The organism is Burkholderia sp. USMB20, from assembly GCF_000949135.2.
Classification (GTDB): domain Bacteria; phylum Pseudomonadota; class Gammaproteobacteria; order Burkholderiales; family Burkholderiaceae; genus Burkholderia.
The window spans coordinates 1005614-1023791 of record NZ_JTAN02000019.1; the positions used below are offsets into that span (position 1 = coordinate 1005614).

Genomic DNA, 18178 nt, shown 5'->3' on the forward strand with positions numbered 1-18178 from the left:
GGGGCGTCCGCGCCCCGGTCGCACCCGTCACTCGCCGAACACCACCGACCGCTTCGGCCGCTCGTCGACGTGCAGCGAAAACACGTCCGGGCGCGCATAGTGCCCGACCACATCGAAGTCGTAACGCGCGCGCACGAGTTCATCGGTATCGATACGCGCGGTCACGAGCCCGGCCTCGCCGATCAGCGGCTCGGTCAGCAGGTCGCCGAGCGGCCCGACGATCACGCTGCCGCCGCGGATCAGCGGCCGCTCCGGATCCCAGCCCGGCACGTCGATGCCGAGCGCGCGCGGCGACGGCTGCACCTGGCAGGCGCTCACGACGAAGCAGCGTCCCTCGTGCGCGATGTGCCGCATCGAGCTTTGCCACAGGTCGCGCTCGTCGACGGTCGGCGCGCACCAGATCTGCACGCCTTTCGCATACATCGCGCAGCGCAGCAGCGGCATGTGGTTCTCCCAGCAGATCACGGCGCCCGCGCGGCCCGCGGCCGTGTCGACCACCGGCAGCGTCGAGCCGTCGCCCTGCCCCCAGATCAGCCGTTCGGTGCCGGTCGGCATCAGCTTGCGGTGCTTCGCGACGAGCCCGTCGCGCGGATCGAAGAACAGCGCCGTGCAGTACAGCGTGCTGCCGCCGCGCTCGATCACGCCGACCACGAGGCTCGCGCCCGTGCGCTGCGACAGCGCGGCCAGTTCGTCGGTTTCGGGGCCCGGCACGTCGATCGCCTGCGCGGCGTAGCGCGCATACGCGTCGCGGCCCTCGGGCAGCCGGTAGCCGAGCCGCGTGCCGAAGATCTCGCCTTTCGGATAGCCGCCGAGCACGGCTTCGGGCAGCACGACGAGCGACGCGCCGCTGTCGCGGATCGCGGTTTCGTAGCCGAGGATCGTGTCGAGCGTGGCGCGCGTGCCGGCGGGCGATGCGCCGATCTGCAGCGCGGCGATGACTGAGGTGGACATGACGACGTCTCCGGTGAATGGGGTGACGCCATCTTTATCGATATCATTTCATCGATCAAATCGATACAACGATAACTGACATGAATACGGATGATATCGCCCGGCTCGACCTGAACCTGCTGAAGGTATTCGAGGCGCTGTACGAGGAAGGCGGCGCGAGCCGCGCGGCGCTGCGGCTCGGCCTCACGCAGTCGGCCGTCAGCGCGGCGCTCGCGCGGCTGCGCGTGATCTACGCCGACCCGCTGTTCGTGCGCACCGGCCGCGGGCTCGCGCCGACGCCGCGCGCGGACGAGCTCAAGCCGATCCTGTCCGACGCGCTCGACCGCTGCCGCGCGAGCCTCGCGATCGCGGCCGACGGCGGCGAGCGGGTCGGCCGCACGATCTCGATCGGGCTGTCGGACGACTTCGAGATCGCGCTCGGCCGCGCGCTGATCGACGCGGTCGCGCGGGAAGCCGCGGGCATCCGGCTGATCTTCCGGCAGACCCACAGCGGCATCGCGGGCGACGCGCTGCTGCGGCACGGCGTCGATCTCGCGATCGCATCGGGCGGGTTCTCGGCGAACGGGCTCAGCCGGCGCGCGGTCGCGACGGGCGGCTACGCATGCCTGATCGATCCGGTCGGCCGGGCGCGCGCGCCGCGCACGCTCGCGCTCGCCGATTTCCTGCGGCGCGATCACCTGCTCGTGTCGTCGGGCGGCGTGATCGGGATCGTCGACGAGGCGCTGGCCGCGCTCGGCCACAAGCGGCGCGTGGCGGCGTCGACCACGCATTTCGCGGCGCTGCCGTACCTGCTCGCCGGCTCCGACGCGGTGGCGACGATACCGGCGCACGCGGCCCGCGCGATCGCGCAGTCGACGTCGCTGCGTGCGCTCGCGTGCCCGGTCGAGCTGCCGCGCTACCCGGTGGAAATCGGCTGGCGCACGAGCACGCAGCGCGACCCGGCGATCGTGCGCGTGCGGGACACGATCGCCGCCTGCGTCGCGACGATCGTCGCGCCATAAAAGGGCGCGATACGGCGTGCACTGGTGAGGCGAGGGCGCAAGACCGGGGTCGGATTCGTCTAACGTAATGGCCGGCAGCGTCCGGGCGCAACCGGTAAAATGCCGATCCATGAAACCCGAAATCTGGACCCCGCATGTGACCGTCGCGGCGCTCATCGAGCGCGCCGGTCGCTTTCTCGTGATCGAGGAAGAAACCTCGACGGGCCTGCGCATCAACCAGCCGGCCGGCCATCTCGAGGCCGGCGAGACGCTCGCCGACGCCGTGATCCGCGAGACGCTCGAGGAAACCGCGCATCCGTTCGTCCCCGATGCGCTCGTCGGCGTCTATCTCGCGCACTACGACCGCCCCGGCAGCGCCGGCGCGACCTACCTGCGCTTCACGTTCTGCGGCACGGCCGGCGAGCCGCTGCCGGGCCACGTGCTCGACGACGGCATCGTCCGCACGCTGTGGATGAGCGCCGACGAGCTGCGCGCGTGCAGCGAGCGTCACCGCTCGCCCGCGGTGATGCGCTGCGTCGACGACTATCTGGCCGGGCGGCGCATTCCGCTCGATTTCGTGCACACGCATTCGGTCGCGCCGCGCCCGGAAGCATTCGACCGTCAGGCGGTAAACAAATGAGCAAGCGCCGTGTAGTAGTGGGCATGTCGGGCGGCGTCGATTCGTCGGTGACCGCGTGGCTGCTGAAGGAACAGGGATACGACGTGGTCGGCCTGTTCATGAAGAACTGGGAAGACGACGACGACGGCGAATACTGCTCGACGCGCCAGGACTGGATCGACGTGGTGTCGGTGGCCGACCTGATCGGCATCGACGTGGAAGCCGTGAACTTCGCGGCCGAATACAAGGACCGCGTGTTCGCCGAATTCCTGCGCGAATATTCGGCCGGCCGCACGCCGAACCCGGACGTGCTGTGCAACGCCGAGATCAAGTTCAAGGCGTTCCTCGACCACGCGATGTCGCTCGACGCGGAAATGATCGCGACCGGCCACTACGCGCGCGTGCGCGAGCGCGACGGCCGCTTCGAACTGCTGAAGGCATTCGATCATACGAAAGACCAGTCGTACTTCCTGCACCGGCTGAACCAGGCGCAACTGTCGAAGACGATGTTCCCGCTCGGCGAGATCCCGAAGACGAAGGTGCGCGAGATCGCCGCGCAGATCGGCCTGCCGAACGCGAAGAAGAAGGACTCGACCGGTATCTGCTTTATCGGCGAACGGCCGTTCCGCGACTTCCTGAACCGCTATCTTCCGACGAAACCCGGCCCGATGAAGACGCCGGACGGCAAGGTGGTCGGCGAGCACATCGGCCTCGCGTTCTACACGTTCGGCCAGCGCAAGGGCATCGGCCTCGGCGGCAGCAAGAGCGGCAGCGGCGAGCCGTGGTTCGTCGCGGCGAAGGACATCGCGTCGAACACGCTGTACGTCGTGCAGGGCCACGACCATCCGTGGCTGCTGTCGCGCGAGCTCGTCGCCGGCAACGTGAGCTGGGTCGCGGGCGAACCGCCGGCCGACGGCTTCGCGTGCGGCGCGAAGACGCGCTACCGGCAGGCCGATGCGGCATGCGCGTTCGGCGCCGCCGCAACCGGCCCGGCCGGCGAAGCCCGCTTCTCGCTCGCCTTCGACGACGCGCAATGGGCGGTCACGCCCGGCCAGTCGGCCGTGCTGTACGACGGCGAGATCTGCCTCGGCGGCGGCATCATCGAGTTCGCGGCCACCGGCCAGCCCGGCCAGACGGCGCCGGCACCGGCGGCCGCCCGCGCGGGTGCGCTCGCCGAAGCACGCTGACATCCATTCGGTTTAGACTTGCGGCACGCCGCGCCCGGCGGAACACGATTCCGCCGCGGCCGGTGCGCCGCCGCGCAGCGTACGCATGGCGGCATTTCAAGATTCTTACGGAGTCCCCATGCTTTCCAGACGCTACCTCGCGATGTGGTGTGCCGTCCTGCTGCTCGTTGCCGCGGCCGCGCTCGCGTCGATCCACGTGCTTTCCTGGCTGTGGATCATCATCCCCGTCGCCCTCGTCGCCGTCGGCCTGTACGACCTGAACCAGGACCGCCACGCGATCCTGCGCAACTACCCGCTGTGGGGCCATTTCCGCTTCCTGTTCGAGTTCATCCGGCCTGAAATCCGCCAGTACTTCGTCGAGGACGATACCGACGAGAAGCCGTTCTCGCGCGCGCAGCGCAGCCTCGTCTACCAGCGCGCGAAGAACGTCGCCGACAACCGTCCGTACGGCACCGAACTGAACGTGAAGTCCGTCGCGCACGAATGGATCAGCCACTCGCTCGCGCCGACGAAGCTGCCGAACCACGACTTCCGCATCCGGGTCGGCGCGAATCGCGCGCAGCCGTACGACATCTCGATCTTCAACATCTCGGCGATGAGCTTCGGCTCGTTGTCCGCGAACGCGATCCGCTCACTGAACCTCGGCGCGAAGAAAGGCGGGTTCGCGCACGACACCGGCGAAGGCTCGCTGTCGAAGTACCACCGCGAGAACGGCGGCGACATCATCTGGGAAATCGCGTCCGGCTACTTCGGCTGCCGCAACGAGGACGGCACGTTCAACCCGGACAAGTTCGCGAAGCAGGCCGCCGATCCGCAGGTCAAGATGATCGAGATCAAGCTGTCGCAAGGCGCGAAGCCGGGCCACGGCGGCGTGCTGCCGGCCGCGAAGATCACGCCCGAGATCGCCGAGACGCGCGGCGTGCCGATGGGCAAGGACTGCATCTCGCCCGCGACGCACTCGCAATTCTCGACGCCGCGCGGGCTGCTCGAATTCGTCGAACGGCTGCGCACGCTGTCGGGCGGCAAGCCGACCGGCTTCAAGCTGTGCATCGGCCATCCGTGGGAATTCTTCGGGATCGCGAAGGCGATGCTCGAGACGGGCATCGTGCCCGACTTCATCGTCGTCGACGGCGCGGAAGGCGGCACCGGCGCGGCGCCGCTCGAATTCACCGACCATGTCGGCGTGCCGCTGCAGGAGGGCCTGCTGCTGGTGCACAACACGCTCGTCGGGATCGGCGTGCGCGATCGCGTGAAAATCGGCGCGAGCGGCAAGATCATCAGCGCGTTCGACATCGCACGCACGCTCGCGATCGGCGCGGACTGGGTGAACTCGGCACGCGGCTTCATGTTCGCGGTCGGCTGCATCCAGGCGCAGCACTGCCACACCGACCGCTGCCCGACCGGCGTCGCCACGCAGGACCCGGTGCGCCAGCGCGCCCTCGTCGTGCCCGACAAGGCCGAGCGCGTGTTCAACTTCCACCGCAATACGCTGCACGCACTGCAGGAACTCGTGCAGGCGGCCGGCCTCGGCCATCCGTCCGAGCTGCGCGCGCATCACATCGTGCAGCGCGTCGCGCCGCACGAGGTGCGGCTGATGTCGCAGCTGCTGAAGTACCTGAAGCCCGGCGCGCTGCTCGACGGCCAGACCTGCGGCTATACGCTGTACGACAAGTGGTGGCCGATCGCGCGCAGCGATTCGTTCGTGCTCGGCGAAACCGTTTACACGTCGATCGAGTAACGCGCGAGCGCCCGCCGCCGGGCGGCTCGCCAAAAAGAAAAGCGCCCCGCGGGGCGCTTTTCTCTTGTCTGCCCGATCCGCCGGCGGCGGCAGGTCAGCCTTGCGGCAGCGTGTCGACGAACGTCTGCCGCTGCGACAGCTTCACGAAATGCTTGTCGAGGTTCGGATGGCGGTCGCGCCAGTTGAGTTCGGACATCCGGAAGTCGAGGTAGCCGAGCGCGCAGCCGAGTGCGATGTCGGCGAGCGTGTAATGATTACCGACGCACCACGTCTTGCCGCCGAGGCCCTGCGACATCGCGACGAGCGCGTCGTCGATCTTGCGCTGCTGGCGCGCGATCCAGCTCGCGCTGCGCTGCGCTTCGTCGCGCAGCGTGTGTTCGAGACGGATCGCCACGGCCGCGTCGAGCACGCCATCGCCCAGCGCTTCCCAGCACCGCACTTCGAGCCGTTCGCGCCCCGACGGCGGAATCAGCTTGCCGACCGGCGACAGCGTGTCGACGTATTCGCAGATCACGCGGGAATCGAACACCGCGGCACCATCCTCCATCACGAGACACGGGACCTTGCCGAGCGGATTCGATGCATGAATGTCCGTCTCCGGCGCCCATACGTTCTCGAGCTCCAGCTTGTAGTCGATCTTCTTTTCAGCAAGCACGATCCGCGCCTTGCGGACGTACGGGCTGCTGAGCGAACCGATTAATTTCATCATCTGCCTTTTCAAGGGAACTGCCGAGAGTATACGTTGTCGCCGATCATAACCGGCCGGCGCGGCCCGATAGAAAATCGCCCGTCCGGCCTGTGGATGGTTTGCAACAGCCGCCGCCGAGCCCCGTCCGGCGCGGCTTGCGGCCGTGTCTCTCACGCGCCGCGTCCGGCGGCGCTACAATCGCACGATGAATGCGCCCCTCGATACCGCCATCGCCGTCGACGTCTACCGCCAGCGCCGTGAACGCGTGCTTGCCGCACTGCGCGCCGCCGGCGGCGGCGTCGCCATCGTTCCCACCGCGCCGGAAATGCTGCGCAACCGCGATACGGCCTTTCCGTACCGGCATGACAGCTACTTCCACTACCTGACGGGCTTCACCGAGCCGGACGCCGTGCTCGTGCTGAACGCGGCCGGGTCGCACGGCGCGCCGGAATCGATCCTGTTCTGCCGCGCGAAGAATGCCGACCGCGAGATCTGGGAAGGTTTCCATTACGGGCCCGAGGCCGCGCGCGATGCGTTCGGCTTCGACGCGGCCTACGCGGTCGACGTGATCGACACCGAAATGCCGCGCCTGCTCGCCGATGCGGGCACCGTGCACTACCGGTTCGGCGCGTCGGCCGAGTTCGAGCGCCAGCTCGCCGGCTGGATCGATGCGGTGCGCGCGCAGGCGCGCAGCGGCGTCGCCGCACCGGACGCGCTGCTCGACCTCACGCCCCTGCTCGACGACATGCGGCTCGTGAAGGACGAACACGAACTCGCGATCATGATGCGTGCCGCACACATCTCCGCGCTCGCGCACCGTCGCGCGATGCAGGTGTGCCGCCCGGGGATCCGCGAGTACGAACTCGAGGCCGAGCTGCTGTACACGTTCCGCAAGCATGGCGCGCAGGCGCCCGCGTACGGCTCGATCGTCGCGGCCGGCGCGAACGCGTGCGTGCTGCACTACCCGGCCGGCAACGCGGCCGCGCGGGACGGCGACCTGATCCTGATCGATGCCGCGTGCGAACTCGACGGCTACGCGTCGGACATCACGCGCACGTTCCCGGCCAACGGGCGCTTCTCGCCCGCGCAGCGCACGCTGTACGACATCGTGCTCGCCGCGCAGCAGGCCGCGATCGACGCGACGCGCGCGGGCGTGCCGTTCGAGGCGCCGCACGACGCGGCCGTGCGGGTGCTGGCACAAGGGCTGCTCGATACGGGCATCATCCCGAAGACGCGCTTCTCGAGCGTCGACGACGTGCTCGCCGAGCGCGCGTACGCACGCTTCTACATGCACCGCACCGGCCACTGGATCGGCATGGACGTGCACGATTGCGGCGACTACCGCGAGCGGCTCGCCGCGCGCGACGCCAACGGCGCGCTGCCGTGGCGCACGCTGAAACCCGGTATGACGCTCACCGTCGAGCCGGGCCTGTACGTGCGCGCCGCCGACGACGTGCCGTCCGAATACTGGAACATCGGCATCCGCATCGAGGACGACGCGATCGTGCGCGAGCACGGTTGCGAGCTGATCACGCGCGACGTGCCGGTGGCGGCCGACGAGATCGAGGCGCTGATGCGTGCGGGCGCGGCGCACGGCGCTTGAGCGTGCCGCAGGTTGCCATCGCGCCGGTGCCGGGTCGCCGTTGGCCCGGTGTTGATCTGCCGTTGACCCGCAGTTGACCGTTACCCCGTTTCACGAACACAAGATGACGACGCTTTCCTCCCCGCCACAGCCGGACATGACCTCGCCATCGTCGGGCGCCCCCGTCGGGCTCGCCGCTCGCCGGCTGGTCGCCCGACGCCAGGCGACGCACACGCGTCGATCGGCCTGATCGACGCGCGCGAGCGGCCGCGACGCGAACGAACCCGCGCGCGATCGCCGTGTCGCACGGCAGCCGCGTGCTGCTCGACACGCTCGGATGCCGGCCGACGCAACGCCGATCGAACACATCCACGTGTCGCAGCGCGGCCATTTCGGCCGCACGCTGATCGATCGCGACGAGCACGACCTCGCCGCGCTCGGCTACGTCGTGCGCTACGGCTCGATCGTGCAGGCGCTCGCGCAGGCCGTGCGCGGCACGCGCGTCGACTGGCTCACGTCGACCACCGCACACACGCCGCAACAGGACGCCGACGGCGTCACGCTGACGCTCGACGGCCCGCAAGGCGAGCGCACGCTGCGCGCGCGCATCGTCATCAACGCGGAAGGAGGGCTGTTCCACGAACAGCAGGCCGATACCGGCAAGCAACGCCGCGACTATGGCCAGACCGCGATCGTCGGCACGGTCACCGTCTCGGCGCCGCGCCCGAACGTCGCCTGGGAGCGCTTCACGCACGAAGGCCCGCTCGCGCTGCTGCCGCTTGGCGGTGCCGACTATTCGCTCGTGTGGTGCTGCACGCCCGACGAGGCGGCCCGCCGCGCCGCCCTTCCCGACGACGCGTTCCTGCGCGAACTCGGCGCTGCATTCGGCGAGCGGATGGGCCGATTCGTCGCGATCGCGGGGCGCGCATCGTTCCCGCTCGGATTGAACGCGGCGCAGACGCTCGTCAACGGGCGCATCGCGATCGTCGGCAACGCCGCGCAAACGCTGCATCCGGTCGCCGGCCAGGGGCTGAACCTCGGACTGCGCGATGCGCACACGCTCGTCGACGCGCTGTCCACGCAGGGCTTCGAAGCGACCGCGCTCGCCACCTTCAACGCACGGCGCGCGCTCGACCGGCGCTTCACGATCGGCGCGACGGACACGCTCGCGCGCCTGTTTACCGTCGACGCCGGCCCTCTTCCGCTGCTGCGCGGCGCGGCGCTCACCGCGCTCGAATTCGTGCCGCCGCTCAAGAAGGCGATCGCACGCCAGATGATGTTCGGCCAGCGCAACTGACACGCCGCGCGTTGCGCGCCGTCAGGCCGCGCAAACCGGGTCAAATCGGCGGGGCATGGGAATACGGTAAAATACCCGTTTTCCCTCTGCCCTTTTTTGTCCGCGACGCCCGGCGCTCGCGGGCGGTGCCATTGCGATGCCCGTTATCGGCTCTCACGTATTGCGTAACAACCTGTTCGTCGCCCCGATGGCCGGCGTGACGGATCGTCCGTTCCGCCAGCTGTGCAAGCGGCTGGGGGCCGGGTACGCCGTGTCCGAGATGGTCGCGTCCAATGCGCAGCTGTGGAAGAGCGCGAAGACGATGCGACGGGCGAACCACGAAGGCGAGGTCGAGCCGATCGCGGTGCAGATCGCCGGCGCCGATCCGGCGATGATGGCCGAAGCGGCCCGCTACAACGTCGACAACGGCGCGCAGATCATCGACATCAACATGGGTTGCCCGGCGAAGAAGGTCTGCAACGTCGCGGCCGGCTCCGCACTGCTGCAGAACGAGCCGCTCGTGCAGCGGATCGTCGAGGCCGTCGTCGCGGCGGTCGGCACGGGGCCGGATGCGGTGCCCGTCACGCTGAAGATCCGCACCGGCTGGGATCGCGAGCACAAGAACGCGATCACGGTCGCGCGCCTCGCCGAGGCGGCCGGCATCTCGATGCTGACCGTGCACGGCCGCACGCGCGCCGACCTCTACCGCGGCGACGCGGAATACGACACCATCGCGGCCGTGAAGGCGGCCGTGCGCATCCCGGTCGTCGCGAACGGCGACATCACGTCGCCGGCAAAAGCGAAGGCCGTGCTCGACGCCACCGGCGCCGACGCACTGATGATCGGTCGCGCCGCGCAAGGCCGGCCGTGGCTGTTCCGTGAAATCGATCATTTCCTGCAAACCGGCGAGCTGCTGCCCCCGCCGCGGATCGACGAGATCCAGCACGTGATGAACGAACACCTGGAAGACCACTACGCGTTCTATGGTGAATTCACGGGCGTCCGTACTGCGCGCAAGCACATCGGCTGGTACACTCGCGGCCTTTCCGGTGCCAACGGGTTCCGGCACAGGATGAACACGCTCGATTCCACCCGCGAGCAACTCGCCGCCGTCAATGCATTCTTCGAGGCGCAAAAGGCGCTGTCGGACCACCTCGTCTACGTCGATGACGAAGAGGAAAACGGCCAGGGCGAGTCGGACGACCATAACCAGTTAGCAGCATGAGCAAGCACAACATCGAACAATGTGTCCGCGAGAGCCTGGACGTGTATTTCCGGGATCTAGACGGCTCCAATCCGCACGACGTCTATGAAATGGTGATGTCCTGCGTCGAAAAGCCGATGCTCGAGGTCGTGCTCGTACAGGCCGGCGGCAACCAGTCGCTCGCCGCGGAGTACCTCGGCATCAATCGCAATACGCTGCGCAAGAAGCTGCAGCAGCACGGCCTGCTGTAGGCGGCCGTCCCGTCCCCGTTTCCCTGGCTATTGGTGGTTCCATCATGATCAAGCAAGCGCTCATTTCCGTTTCCGACAAGACCGGCATCGTCGACTTCGCGAAGTCGCTGTCCGACCTCGGCGTCAAACTCCTGTCGACCGGCGGCACCGCGAAACTCCTCGCCGACGCGGGCCTGCCCGTGACCGAAGTCGCTGACTACACGGGCTTCCCGGAAATGCTCGATGGGCGCGTGAAGACGCTCCACCCGAAGGTGCACGGCGGCATCCTCGCCCGCCGCGACCTGCCCGAGCACATGCAGGCGCTGGAGCAGCACGGCATCCCGACGATCGACCTGCTGGTCGTGAACCTGTACCCGTTCGTCGCGACGATCGCGAAGGACGACTGCACGCTCGCCGACGCGATCGAGAACATCGACATCGGCGGCCCGACGATGCTGCGCTCGGCCGCGAAGAACCACCGCGACGTGACGGTCGTCGTCGACCCGGCCGACTACGCGGTCGTGCTCGACGAAATGAAGGCGAACGGCAACGCGATCGGCTATGCGACCAACTTCCGCCTCGCGACCAAGGTGTTCGCGCACACCGCGCAATACGACGGCGCGATCACGAACTACCTGACGAGCCTGACCGACGAGCTGCAGCACGCATCGCGCAGCGCATACCCGGCCACGCTGAACATGGCGTTCGACAAGGTGCAGGACCTGCGCTACGGCGAGAACCCGCACCAGAGCGCGGCGTTCTACCGCGACCTCGCGGCGCCGGCCGGCGCACTGGCGAACTACCGCCAGCTGCAGGGCAAGGAACTGTCGTACAACAACATCGCGGATTCGGACGCGGCGTGGGAATGCGTGAAGACGTTCGACGCGCCGGCCTGCGTGATCATCAAGCACGCGAACCCGTGCGGCGTCGCGGTCGGCAACGATTCGGCCGACGCGTACGCGAAGGCATTCCAGACCGACCCGACGTCGGCGTTCGGCGGCATCATCGCGTTCAACCGCGAAGTCGACGAGACGGCCGCGCAGGCGGTGGCCAAGCAGTTCGTCGAAGTGCTGATCGCGCCGTCGTTCACGGACGCCGCGAAGCAGGTGTTCGCCGCGAAGCAGAACGTGCGCCTGCTCGAAATCGCGCTCGGCGACGGCCATAACGCGTTCGACCTGAAGCGCGTGGGCGGCGGCCTGCTCGTGCAGTCGCTCGATTCGAAGAACGTGCAGCCGAGCGAGCTGCGCGTCGTCACGAAGCGTCAACCGACCGCGAAGGAAATGGACGACCTGCTGTTCGCATGGCGCGTCGCGAAGTACGTGAAGTCGAACGCGATCGTGTTCTGCGGCAACGGCATGACGCTCGGCGTCGGCGCAGGCCAGATGAGCCGCGTCGATTCGGCACGCATCGCGAGCATCAAGGCGCAGAACGCGGGCCTCACGCTGGCCGGTTCGGCCGTCGCGTCGGATGCATTCTTCCCGTTCCGCGACGGTCTCGACGTCGTCGTGGCGGCAGGCGCGACCTGCGTGATCCAGCCGGGCGGCTCGATGCGCGACGACGAAGTGATCGCCGCGGCCGACGAGCACGGCATCGCGATGATCCTGACGGGCGTGCGCCACTTCCGTCACTGATCGCACGCGGCCCGCGCGGCCGCCGCACGAAAACCCGGCGGCATCATACCCGCCGGGTTTTTTATTGCGCGGCGCCGGCGCACGCAGCCGCACCGCCGGCCTCGCGCACCATTCGTTGTAGTATCGCGGCATCAGGTTTTTCTCCTCACTCATGCGAATTCTCGGCATCGACCCCGGCCTGCGCGTCACCGGCTTCGGCGTCATCGACGTCAGCGGCCACCGGCTCGCCTATGTCGCAAGCGGCGTGATCCGCACGCCCACGGCCGACCTGGCTACCCGGCTCGGCACGATCTTCCAGGGCGTATCGACGCTCGTGCGCGAACACGCGCCCGACCAGGCCGCGATCGAACAGGTGTTCGTGAACGTGAACCCGCAGTCGACGCTGCTGCTCGGCCAGGCGCGCGGCGCCGCGATCTGCGGGCTCGTCTCCGGCGGCCTGCCGGTGGCGGAGTACACCGCGCTGCAACTGAAGCAGGCGGTCGTCGGTTACGGCCGCGCGACCAAGTCGCAGATGCAGGAGATGGTCACGAGACTGCTCAACCTGACCGGCCAGCCTGGCAGCGACGCGGCCGACGCGCTCGGGATGGCGATCTGCCACGCGCACAGCGGCAATACGCTCGGCACGATCGGTGGCCTCGCGCCGGCGCTCGCGAAAAGGGGGCTGCGCGTGCGGCGCGGACGGCTCGTCGGCTGACGCGACGGCACGCATCCCCTCGGCGCGGCGCGCGGCTACCCGCATCGCGCGTATTGCGCCTGCCACCGTCCTGCCTACCCGCCCGCCTGATCGCCTGATCGCCTGATCGCCCCGCGTCGCGCGGCGCCCCGACCTGACGGCCAACCCATCGGCATCGCGCCGCAGCTGCGCTACACTCGCGCTTTCTTCCTCGCATCCCGCCATCCATGATCGGTCGCATCGCCGGCATCCTGCTCGAAAAGAATCCGCCTCACCTGCTCGTCGACTGCAACGGCGTCGGTTACGAAATCGACGTGCCGATGAGCACCTTCTACAACCTGCCGCAAACGGGCGAGCGCGTCGTGCTGCTCACGCAGCAGATCGTGCGCGAGGACGCGCACCTGCTGTACGGCTTCCTGACGCCGCAGGAGCGCACGACCTTCCGCGAACTGCTGAAGATCACCGGCATCGGCGCGCGCATGGCGCTGGCCGTGCTGTCCGGCATGAGCGTGCAGGAGCTCGCCCAGGCGGTGACGATGCAGGACGCCGCGCGCCTCACGCGCTTGCCCGGCATCGGCAAGAAGACCGCCGAGCGCCTGCTGCTCGAGCTGAAGGGCAAGCTCGGCGCGGACCTCGGCGCACTCGCCGGCGCCGCGTCCCAGTCCGACCACGCGACCGACATCCTCAACGCGCTGCTCGCGCTCGGCTATTCGGAAAAGGAAGGCCTCGCCGCGATCAAGAACGTGCCGGCCGGCACCGGCGTGTCCGAAGGCATCAAACTCGCGCTCAAGGCACTGTCGAAGGTGTAACGGCCGCCGGAGCCGGCTGTCGGAGCCAGTGTCGCGCCGTCGCGCGGCACGCGCCAGTCGGCCGTTCGGCCAGTTCGGCCGCGCGACGGCGCGCGGTACAATGGCCGCATGATTGAAACCGACAAACTCGCCGCCGAGCGGATCATCGCCGCTACGCCCGCCTCGTCGCACGAGGAGGTGTTCGAACGCGCGCTGCGCCCGCGCCAGCTCGACGACTACGTCGGCCAGGAAAAGGTGCGCGGCCAGCTCGAGATCTTCATCGAGGCCGCGAAGCGCCGCGCCGAGCCGCTCGACCACGTGCTGCTGTTCGGGCCGCCCGGCCTCGGCAAGACCACCCTCGCGCACATCATCGCGCGCGAGATGGGCGTGAACCTGCGCCAGACGTCGGGCCCCGTGCTCGAACGCGCGGGCGATCTCGCCGCGCTGCTGACCAACCTCGAAGCGAACGACGTGCTGTTCATCGACGAGATCCACCGGCTGTCGCCGGTCGTCGAGGAAATCCTGTATCCGGCGCTCGAGGATTACCAGATCGACATCATGATCGGCGAAGGGCCGGCTGCGCGCAGCGTGAAGCTCGACCTGCAGCCGTTCACGCTGGTCGGCGCGACCACGCGCGCGGGGATGCTGACCAACCCGCTGCGCGATCGCTTCGGGATCGTCGCGCGCCTCGAGTTCTACGATGCCGAGCAATTGTCGCGCATCGTGCGGCGCTCGGCGTCGCTGCTGAACGCGCAGATCGATCCGAACGGCGCGCTGGAGATCGCGAAGCGCTCGCGCGGCACGCCGCGGATCGCGAACCGGCTGCTGCGCCGCGTGCGCGACTATGCGGAAGTGAAGGCCGACGGCCAGATCACCGCGGCCGTCGCCGACGCCGCGCTCGCGATGCTCGACGTCGACCCGGTCGGCTTCGACCTGATGGACCGCAAGCTGCTCGAGGCGATCCTGCACAAGTTCGACGGCGGCCCGGTCGGCATCGACAACCTCGCGGCTGCGATCGGCGAGGAGCGCGACACGATCGAGGACGTGCTCGAACCGTACCTGATCCAGCAGGGCTTCCTGCAGCGCACGCCGCGCGGGCGCGTCGCGACGCTGCTCACGTACCGCCACTTCGGGCTCTCCGCGCCCGACGCCGGCAACCCCGAACGCGGGATGTGGGATACCGCCGACGGGAAGTAACCCGCTGCCCGCGCCAAGCTCGCCATGACCACGCCGCCCAGCCCGCACCCCGCCCCGCCCACACCGGGCCCGCGCTGGGTCGAACCGATCCGCAAGCGGCTCGTGGCCGGCATCACGCACCTGACGACGGGCGGCGGCGGTCCGTCGATCGATCTCTCGTCGCCGCCCGGAGACCCGGGGCTGTTCGGCCCCGACGCGATCTGCTGGCGCGTGCATGCCGATTTCACGTCGATGATGACGGGCGGCATTGCCGCGCTGCTGCTGCAGGCGCTCCATCCGCTCGCGCTCGCGGGCGTCTGGGATCACTCGTCGTTTCGCACCGACATCCTCGGCCGCTTGCGGCGCACCGCCACGTTCATCACGGGCACGACGTTCGGCAGCCGCGCGGACGCACTCGCGCTCATCGAGCGCGTGAAAACGATCCACGCGCGCATATCGGGCACGGCGCCCGACGGCCGGCCGTATCGAGCCGACGATCCGGCGTTGCTGACGTGGGTGCATGTCGCGGAAGTTTCGAGCTTCCTCGCCGCGCATTTGCGCTATGTGAATCCGTCGCTGTCGGGCGAGCTGCAGGACGGCTACTACGCGGAAACGGCATTGATCGCGGAGTTGCTCGGCGCCCGGGATGTGCCCCGTTCACGCGCCGAGGTAGCGGCCTATTTCGCGCGCATGCAGCCCGAACTCGAAGCCGGGCCGCACACCTTCGAGGTCATGGACATCCTGCTGAATGTGCCGGTCGCAACGCCCGCGCTGCGGCCAGCCGCGTCGCTGATCATGCATGCGGGAATCGACCTGCTGCCGCCCTGGGCGCAGCGCATGCTCGACGTGTCGACGTTCGCGCCGCTGCGACGCGCGGTGGTCCGGCCCGGTGTGCGGGCAGTCGCGCCCGTGCTGCGCTGGGCGCTCGTCAACGGCGCGTCGAAGCGCGCACGCCGCCGCGCAACCGCGACACCGCCCGACGGCACCCCGCCCGCCTGACGATCTGCTTCTTCCGCCGGGCGAAGCCGGTACGACCGGATCAAAGTACCTTGCGATACCCGTCGTCGTCGTCGCTCGCGGCGTCCAGGTGCGACACGTCGGCCCATTGCACGACCTGTGCGCGACCATCGACGTAATCGACGACGTTGATGCTCGTGTTGAGCAGCTGATAGCTGCGCGGCGCCGACAGGTCGATACCGTTGGCGAAGCGGTACACGCAGTCGAGCACGCCGCCGTGTGCGACACACGCGATCCGGCCGCCCGGATGCGCGGCGACGATCGGCTCGAGCGCATGCAGCACGCGATGATAGAACTCGCGCTGCGACTCGCCGCCGTCGGGCGCGAAGCCCGGGTCGCGCGTCTGCCACGCGGCGTAGGCGTCCGGAAACAGCGTCTCGATCTCGGTGCTGTCATGCCCCTGGAACACGCCGTACGCGCGTTCGCGCAGCCCTTCGCGCAACTGCAGCGGCAGCCCGAGCGCATCGGCAAAGGGTTGCGCGGTTTGTTGCGCGCGCATCAGGTCGCTCGAATAGATCGCGTCGATCCGCTGCCCTTCGCGCGCGTCCCGCGCGAGCCGGACGGCCAGCCGCTGCGCCTGCGCGAGCCCCGTGTCGGCCAGCGGAATGTCGATATGGCCCTGGATGCGCTTGACGCGGTTCCAGGCCGTCTCGCCATGGCGAATGAAGAGAATCTGCGTGGTGGCCATCGCGGCGCGTCTCCGGGAATGAATCAGGGCCGCACTTGCAGCCAGAACGTCACGGGGCCGTCGTTGACGAGCGACACCTGCATGTCGGCGCCGAACTCGCCCGTCTCGACGACCGGATGACGCTCGCGCGCGGCCGCGACGAAATAGTCGAACAGGCGCGCGCCTTCGTCGGGCGGCGCGGCCGGCGTGAAGCTCGGCCGCAGCCCGCTGTTGGTATCGGCCGCGAGCGTGAACTGCGACACGAGCAGCAGGCCGCCGGCGCCGCCCGCGCCGTCGATGTTCGACACCGGCAGGTTCATCTTGCCCGCCGCATCGCTGAACACGCGATAGCCGAGCAGCTTCGCGAGCAGCTTGTCGGCCGCGGCCTCGGTGTCGCCACGCTCCGCGCAGACGAGCGCGAGCAGCCCAGCGCCGATCTCGCCCGTCGTGCGGTCGCCGACGCGCACGTCGGCGCGCTTCACGCGCTGGATCAGCGCGATCATGCGGTCAGCGTGACGCGCGCGAAGCGGCGCTTGCCGACCTGGACGACGAACTCGCCGGCCTCGACCTTCAGCCCCTTGTCGGAGACGGTCGCGCCGTCGATCTTCACGCCGCCCTGCTCGATGTTGCGCAGCGCTTCGCTCGTCGACGGCACGAGGCCCGCCTGCTTCAGCAGCTGGCCGATCGCGAGCGGCGCGCCCGCGAGCGTGACCGACGGGATGTCGTCCGGCACGCCGCCCTTCGCGCGGTGGTTGAAGTCCTCCAGCGCACGCTCGGCATCGGCCTGCGAGTGGAAGCGCGCGACGATTTCCTGCGCGAGCAGCACCTTGAAGTCGCGTGGGTTGCGGCCGCCTTCGGCGTCGCGCTTGAAGCCCGCGATTTCTTCGATGCTGCGGAACGACAGCAGCTCGAAGTAACGCCACATCAGCGTGTCCGAGATGCTCATCAGCTTGCCGAACATGTCGGTCGGCTTCTCGCTGATGCCGACGTAGTTGCCCTTCGACTTCGACATCTTCTCGACGCCGTCGAGGCCTTCGAGCAGCGGCATCGTGAGAATGCACTGCTGTTCCTGGCCGTACTGCTTCTGCAGTTCGCGGCCGACCAGCAGGTTGAACTTCTGGTCGGTGCCACCGAGCTCGAGGTCGGCGTTCAGCGCGACCGAGTCATAGCCCTGCATCAGCGGGTACAGGAATTCGTGGATCGAGATCGGCACGCCGCCCTGGAAGCGCTTCGTGAAATCCTCGCGCTCGAGGATCCGCGCGACCGTGTAGCGCGACGCGAGCTTGATCATCCCGTCCGCGCCGAGCGGCATCGACCATTCGCTGTTGTAGCGGATCTCGGTCTTCGCGCGGTCGAGCACGAGCGCAGCCTGCTCGAAGTAGGTTTTCGCGTTCGATTCGATCTGCTCGCGCGTGAGCGGCGGGCGCGTCGCGTTGCGGCCCGACGGGTCGCCGATCAGCGACGTGAAATCGCCGATCAGGAAGATCACCGTGTGGCCGAGGTCCTGCAGCTGACGCATCTTGTTCAGCACGACCGTATGGCCGATGTGGATGTCGGGTGCGGTCGGGTCGAGGCCGAGCTTGATGCGCAACGGCGTGCCGGTGGCCGCGCTGCGCGCGAGCTTCTGCGCGAACTCTTCCTCGATCAGCAGTTCGTCGACGCCGCGCTTCGTGACGGCGAGCGCATGGCGGACTTCGTCGGTGATCGGGAAAACAGGCTTGGAACTGGGTTCGGTGCTCATCGGGGCCAGGAAGAATGTCGCAAAGACAGG

17 protein-coding genes and 1 pseudogene are annotated in these 18178 nt (G+C 68.6%); 13 read left to right on the forward strand and 5 right to left on the reverse strand.

All coding sequences use genetic code 11. The features are described 5' to 3' along the window. Window positions 1–27: 27 nt before the first annotated feature. Window positions 28–951: a carbon-nitrogen hydrolase family protein gene (locus PL79_RS29105; protein WP_044848272.1), complete on the reverse strand. Its 924-nt coding sequence runs from the start codon at window positions 949–951 to the stop codon at window positions 28–30. A gap of 80 nt (window positions 952–1031) precedes the next feature. On the opposite strand from PL79_RS29105, the gene PL79_RS29110 reads away from it, so the two are divergent. The 4 genes from PL79_RS29110 to PL79_RS29125 all read left to right on the forward strand — a co-directional run bounded on the left by PL79_RS29110 (window position 1032) and on the right by PL79_RS29125 (window position 5475). Next, complete coding sequence (locus PL79_RS29110; RefSeq protein ID WP_044848273.1) at window positions 1032–1952, forward strand: LysR family transcriptional regulator; 921 nt, start codon at window positions 1032–1034, stop codon at window positions 1950–1952. 109 nt (window positions 1953–2061) lie between these two features. Continuing rightward, window positions 2062–2571 carry an NUDIX hydrolase gene (locus PL79_RS29115; protein ID WP_044848274.1) on the forward strand — a complete coding sequence of 170 codons (510 nt, stop codon included), beginning with the start codon at window positions 2062–2064 and terminating at the stop codon, window positions 2569–2571. After that, window positions 2568–3737 carry a tRNA 2-thiouridine(34) synthase MnmA gene (gene mnmA / locus PL79_RS29120; RefSeq protein WP_044848275.1) on the forward strand — a complete coding sequence of 390 codons (1170 nt, stop codon included), beginning with the start codon at window positions 2568–2570 and terminating at the stop codon, window positions 3735–3737. Before PL79_RS29115 ends, mnmA begins: the two co-directional genes overlap by 4 nt. A gap of 118 nt (window positions 3738–3855) precedes the next feature. Continuing rightward, the gene (locus PL79_RS29125) at window positions 3856–5475 is read left to right on the forward strand and encodes an FMN-binding glutamate synthase family protein (RefSeq protein WP_044848276.1); all 1620 of its coding nucleotides are present in this window, start codon (window positions 3856–3858) and stop codon (window positions 5473–5475) included. Window positions 5476–5569: 94 nt separating this feature from the next. Here the strand turns inward: PL79_RS29125 and PL79_RS29130 are convergent, their stop codons facing one another. Beyond that, window positions 5570–6181 carry a glutathione S-transferase family protein gene (locus PL79_RS29130; protein WP_044848297.1) on the reverse strand — a complete coding sequence of 204 codons (612 nt, stop codon included), beginning with the start codon at window positions 6179–6181 and terminating at the stop codon, window positions 5570–5572. A gap of 187 nt (window positions 6182–6368) precedes the next feature. Here PL79_RS29130 and PL79_RS29135 point away from each other — a divergent pair, with 187 nt between their 5' ends. The 9 genes and pseudogenes from PL79_RS29135 (at window position 6369) to PL79_RS29175 (ending at window position 15722) form a co-directional block, all read left to right on the forward strand. Continuing rightward, window positions 6369–7766: an aminopeptidase P N-terminal domain-containing protein gene (locus PL79_RS29135; protein ID WP_044848277.1), complete on the forward strand. Its 1398-nt coding sequence runs from the start codon at window positions 6369–6371 to the stop codon at window positions 7764–7766. 103 nt (window positions 7767–7869) lie between these two features. Beyond that, window positions 7870–9042, forward strand: a pseudogene (locus PL79_RS29140) (UbiH/UbiF/VisC/COQ6 family ubiquinone biosynthesis hydroxylase). A 136-nt stretch (window positions 9043–9178) separates the two neighbouring features. Further along, window positions 9179–10246, forward strand: a complete 1068-nt coding sequence (gene dusB / locus PL79_RS29145; protein WP_006751898.1) for a tRNA dihydrouridine synthase DusB — start codon at window positions 9179–9181, stop codon at window positions 10244–10246. Further along, window positions 10243–10476: a Fis family transcriptional regulator gene (locus PL79_RS29150; protein ID WP_006476892.1), complete on the forward strand. Its 234-nt coding sequence runs from the start codon at window positions 10243–10245 to the stop codon at window positions 10474–10476. Before dusB ends, PL79_RS29150 begins: the two co-directional genes overlap by 4 nt. Before the next feature lie 44 nt (window positions 10477–10520). After that, window positions 10521–12086, forward strand: coding sequence for a bifunctional phosphoribosylaminoimidazolecarboxamide formyltransferase/IMP cyclohydrolase (gene purH / locus PL79_RS29155; RefSeq protein WP_044848279.1), 1566 nt, complete (start codon window positions 10521–10523; stop codon window positions 12084–12086). Between the two features lie 151 nt (window positions 12087–12237). Then, window positions 12238–12780 (forward strand): crossover junction endodeoxyribonuclease RuvC, encoded by a 543-nt coding sequence (gene ruvC / locus PL79_RS29160; RefSeq protein ID WP_044848280.1) that lies wholly within the window; start codon window positions 12238–12240, stop codon window positions 12778–12780. Window positions 12781–12986: 206 nt separating this feature from the next. Beyond that, complete coding sequence (gene ruvA, locus PL79_RS29165; RefSeq protein WP_044848281.1) at window positions 12987–13568, forward strand: Holliday junction branch migration protein RuvA; 582 nt, start codon at window positions 12987–12989, stop codon at window positions 13566–13568. A 108-nt stretch (window positions 13569–13676) separates the two neighbouring features. Next, complete coding sequence (gene ruvB, locus PL79_RS29170; protein WP_044848282.1) at window positions 13677–14744, forward strand: Holliday junction branch migration DNA helicase RuvB; 1068 nt, start codon at window positions 13677–13679, stop codon at window positions 14742–14744. A gap of 24 nt (window positions 14745–14768) precedes the next feature. Beyond that, entirely contained in the window at window positions 14769–15722 is a 954-nt protein-coding gene (locus PL79_RS29175) for an oxygenase MpaB family protein (protein WP_044848283.1), read from the forward strand. Window positions 15723–15762: 40 nt separating this feature from the next. Here the strand turns inward: PL79_RS29175 and PL79_RS29180 are convergent, their stop codons facing one another. The 3 genes from PL79_RS29180 to tyrS are packed head-to-tail and all read right to left on the reverse strand — an operon-like array spanning window position 15763 to window position 18148. Beyond that, the gene (locus PL79_RS29180) at window positions 15763–16428 is read right to left on the reverse strand and encodes a histidine phosphatase family protein (protein ID WP_044848284.1); all 666 of its coding nucleotides are present in this window, start codon (window positions 16426–16428) and stop codon (window positions 15763–15765) included. A 23-nt stretch (window positions 16429–16451) separates the two neighbouring features. Next, a complete protein-coding gene (gene dtd / locus PL79_RS29185; protein ID WP_006751891.1) occupies window positions 16452–16910 on the reverse strand; it encodes a D-aminoacyl-tRNA deacylase in 459 nt (152 codons plus the stop codon). After that, on the reverse strand, window positions 16907–18148 hold the full coding sequence (gene tyrS, locus PL79_RS29190) for a tyrosine--tRNA ligase (RefSeq protein WP_044848285.1): 1242 nt from the start codon (window positions 18146–18148) through the stop codon (window positions 16907–16909). The genes dtd and tyrS overlap by 4 nt, the downstream gene beginning before the upstream one ends. Between the last annotated feature and the right edge of the window lie 30 nt (window positions 18149–18178).

Coding starts and splice junctions, on each gene's coding strand:
- ruvA (WP_044848281.1), top strand. CDS start 12,987: ATGATCGGTCGCATCGCCGGCATCCTGCTCGAAAAGAATCCGCCTCAC.
- PL79_RS29150 (WP_006476892.1), top strand. CDS start 10,243: ATGAGCAAGCACAACATCGAACAATGTGTCCGCGAGAGCCTGGACGTG.
- PL79_RS29130 (WP_044848297.1), bottom strand. CDS start 6,181: ATGAAATTAATCGGTTCGCTCAGCAGCCCGTACGTCCGCAAGGCGCGG.
- PL79_RS29180 (WP_044848284.1), bottom strand. CDS start 16,428: ATGGCCACCACGCAGATTCTCTTCATTCGCCATGGCGAGACGGCCTGG.
- ruvC (WP_044848280.1), top strand. CDS start 12,238: ATGCGAATTCTCGGCATCGACCCCGGCCTGCGCGTCACCGGCTTCGGC.
- mnmA (WP_044848275.1), top strand. CDS start 2,568: ATGAGCAAGCGCCGTGTAGTAGTGGGCATGTCGGGCGGCGTCGATTCG.
- dusB (WP_006751898.1), top strand. CDS start 9,179: ATGCCCGTTATCGGCTCTCACGTATTGCGTAACAACCTGTTCGTCGCC.
- PL79_RS29135 (WP_044848277.1), top strand. CDS start 6,369: ATGAATGCGCCCCTCGATACCGCCATCGCCGTCGACGTCTACCGCCAG.
- PL79_RS29110 (WP_044848273.1), top strand. CDS start 1,032: ATGAATACGGATGATATCGCCCGGCTCGACCTGAACCTGCTGAAGGTA.
- purH (WP_044848279.1), top strand. CDS start 10,521: ATGATCAAGCAAGCGCTCATTTCCGTTTCCGACAAGACCGGCATCGTC.
- PL79_RS29125 (WP_044848276.1), top strand. CDS start 3,856: ATGCTTTCCAGACGCTACCTCGCGATGTGGTGTGCCGTCCTGCTGCTC.
- PL79_RS29105 (WP_044848272.1), bottom strand. CDS start 951: ATGTCCACCTCAGTCATCGCCGCGCTGCAGATCGGCGCATCGCCCGCC.
- tyrS (WP_044848285.1), bottom strand. CDS start 18,148: ATGAGCACCGAACCCAGTTCCAAGCCTGTTTTCCCGATCACCGACGAA.
- dtd (WP_006751891.1), bottom strand. CDS start 16,910: ATGATCGCGCTGATCCAGCGCGTGAAGCGCGCCGACGTGCGCGTCGGC.
- PL79_RS29175 (WP_044848283.1), top strand. CDS start 14,769: ATGACCACGCCGCCCAGCCCGCACCCCGCCCCGCCCACACCGGGCCCG.
- ruvB (WP_044848282.1), top strand. CDS start 13,677: ATGATTGAAACCGACAAACTCGCCGCCGAGCGGATCATCGCCGCTACG.
- PL79_RS29115 (WP_044848274.1), top strand. CDS start 2,062: ATGAAACCCGAAATCTGGACCCCGCATGTGACCGTCGCGGCGCTCATC.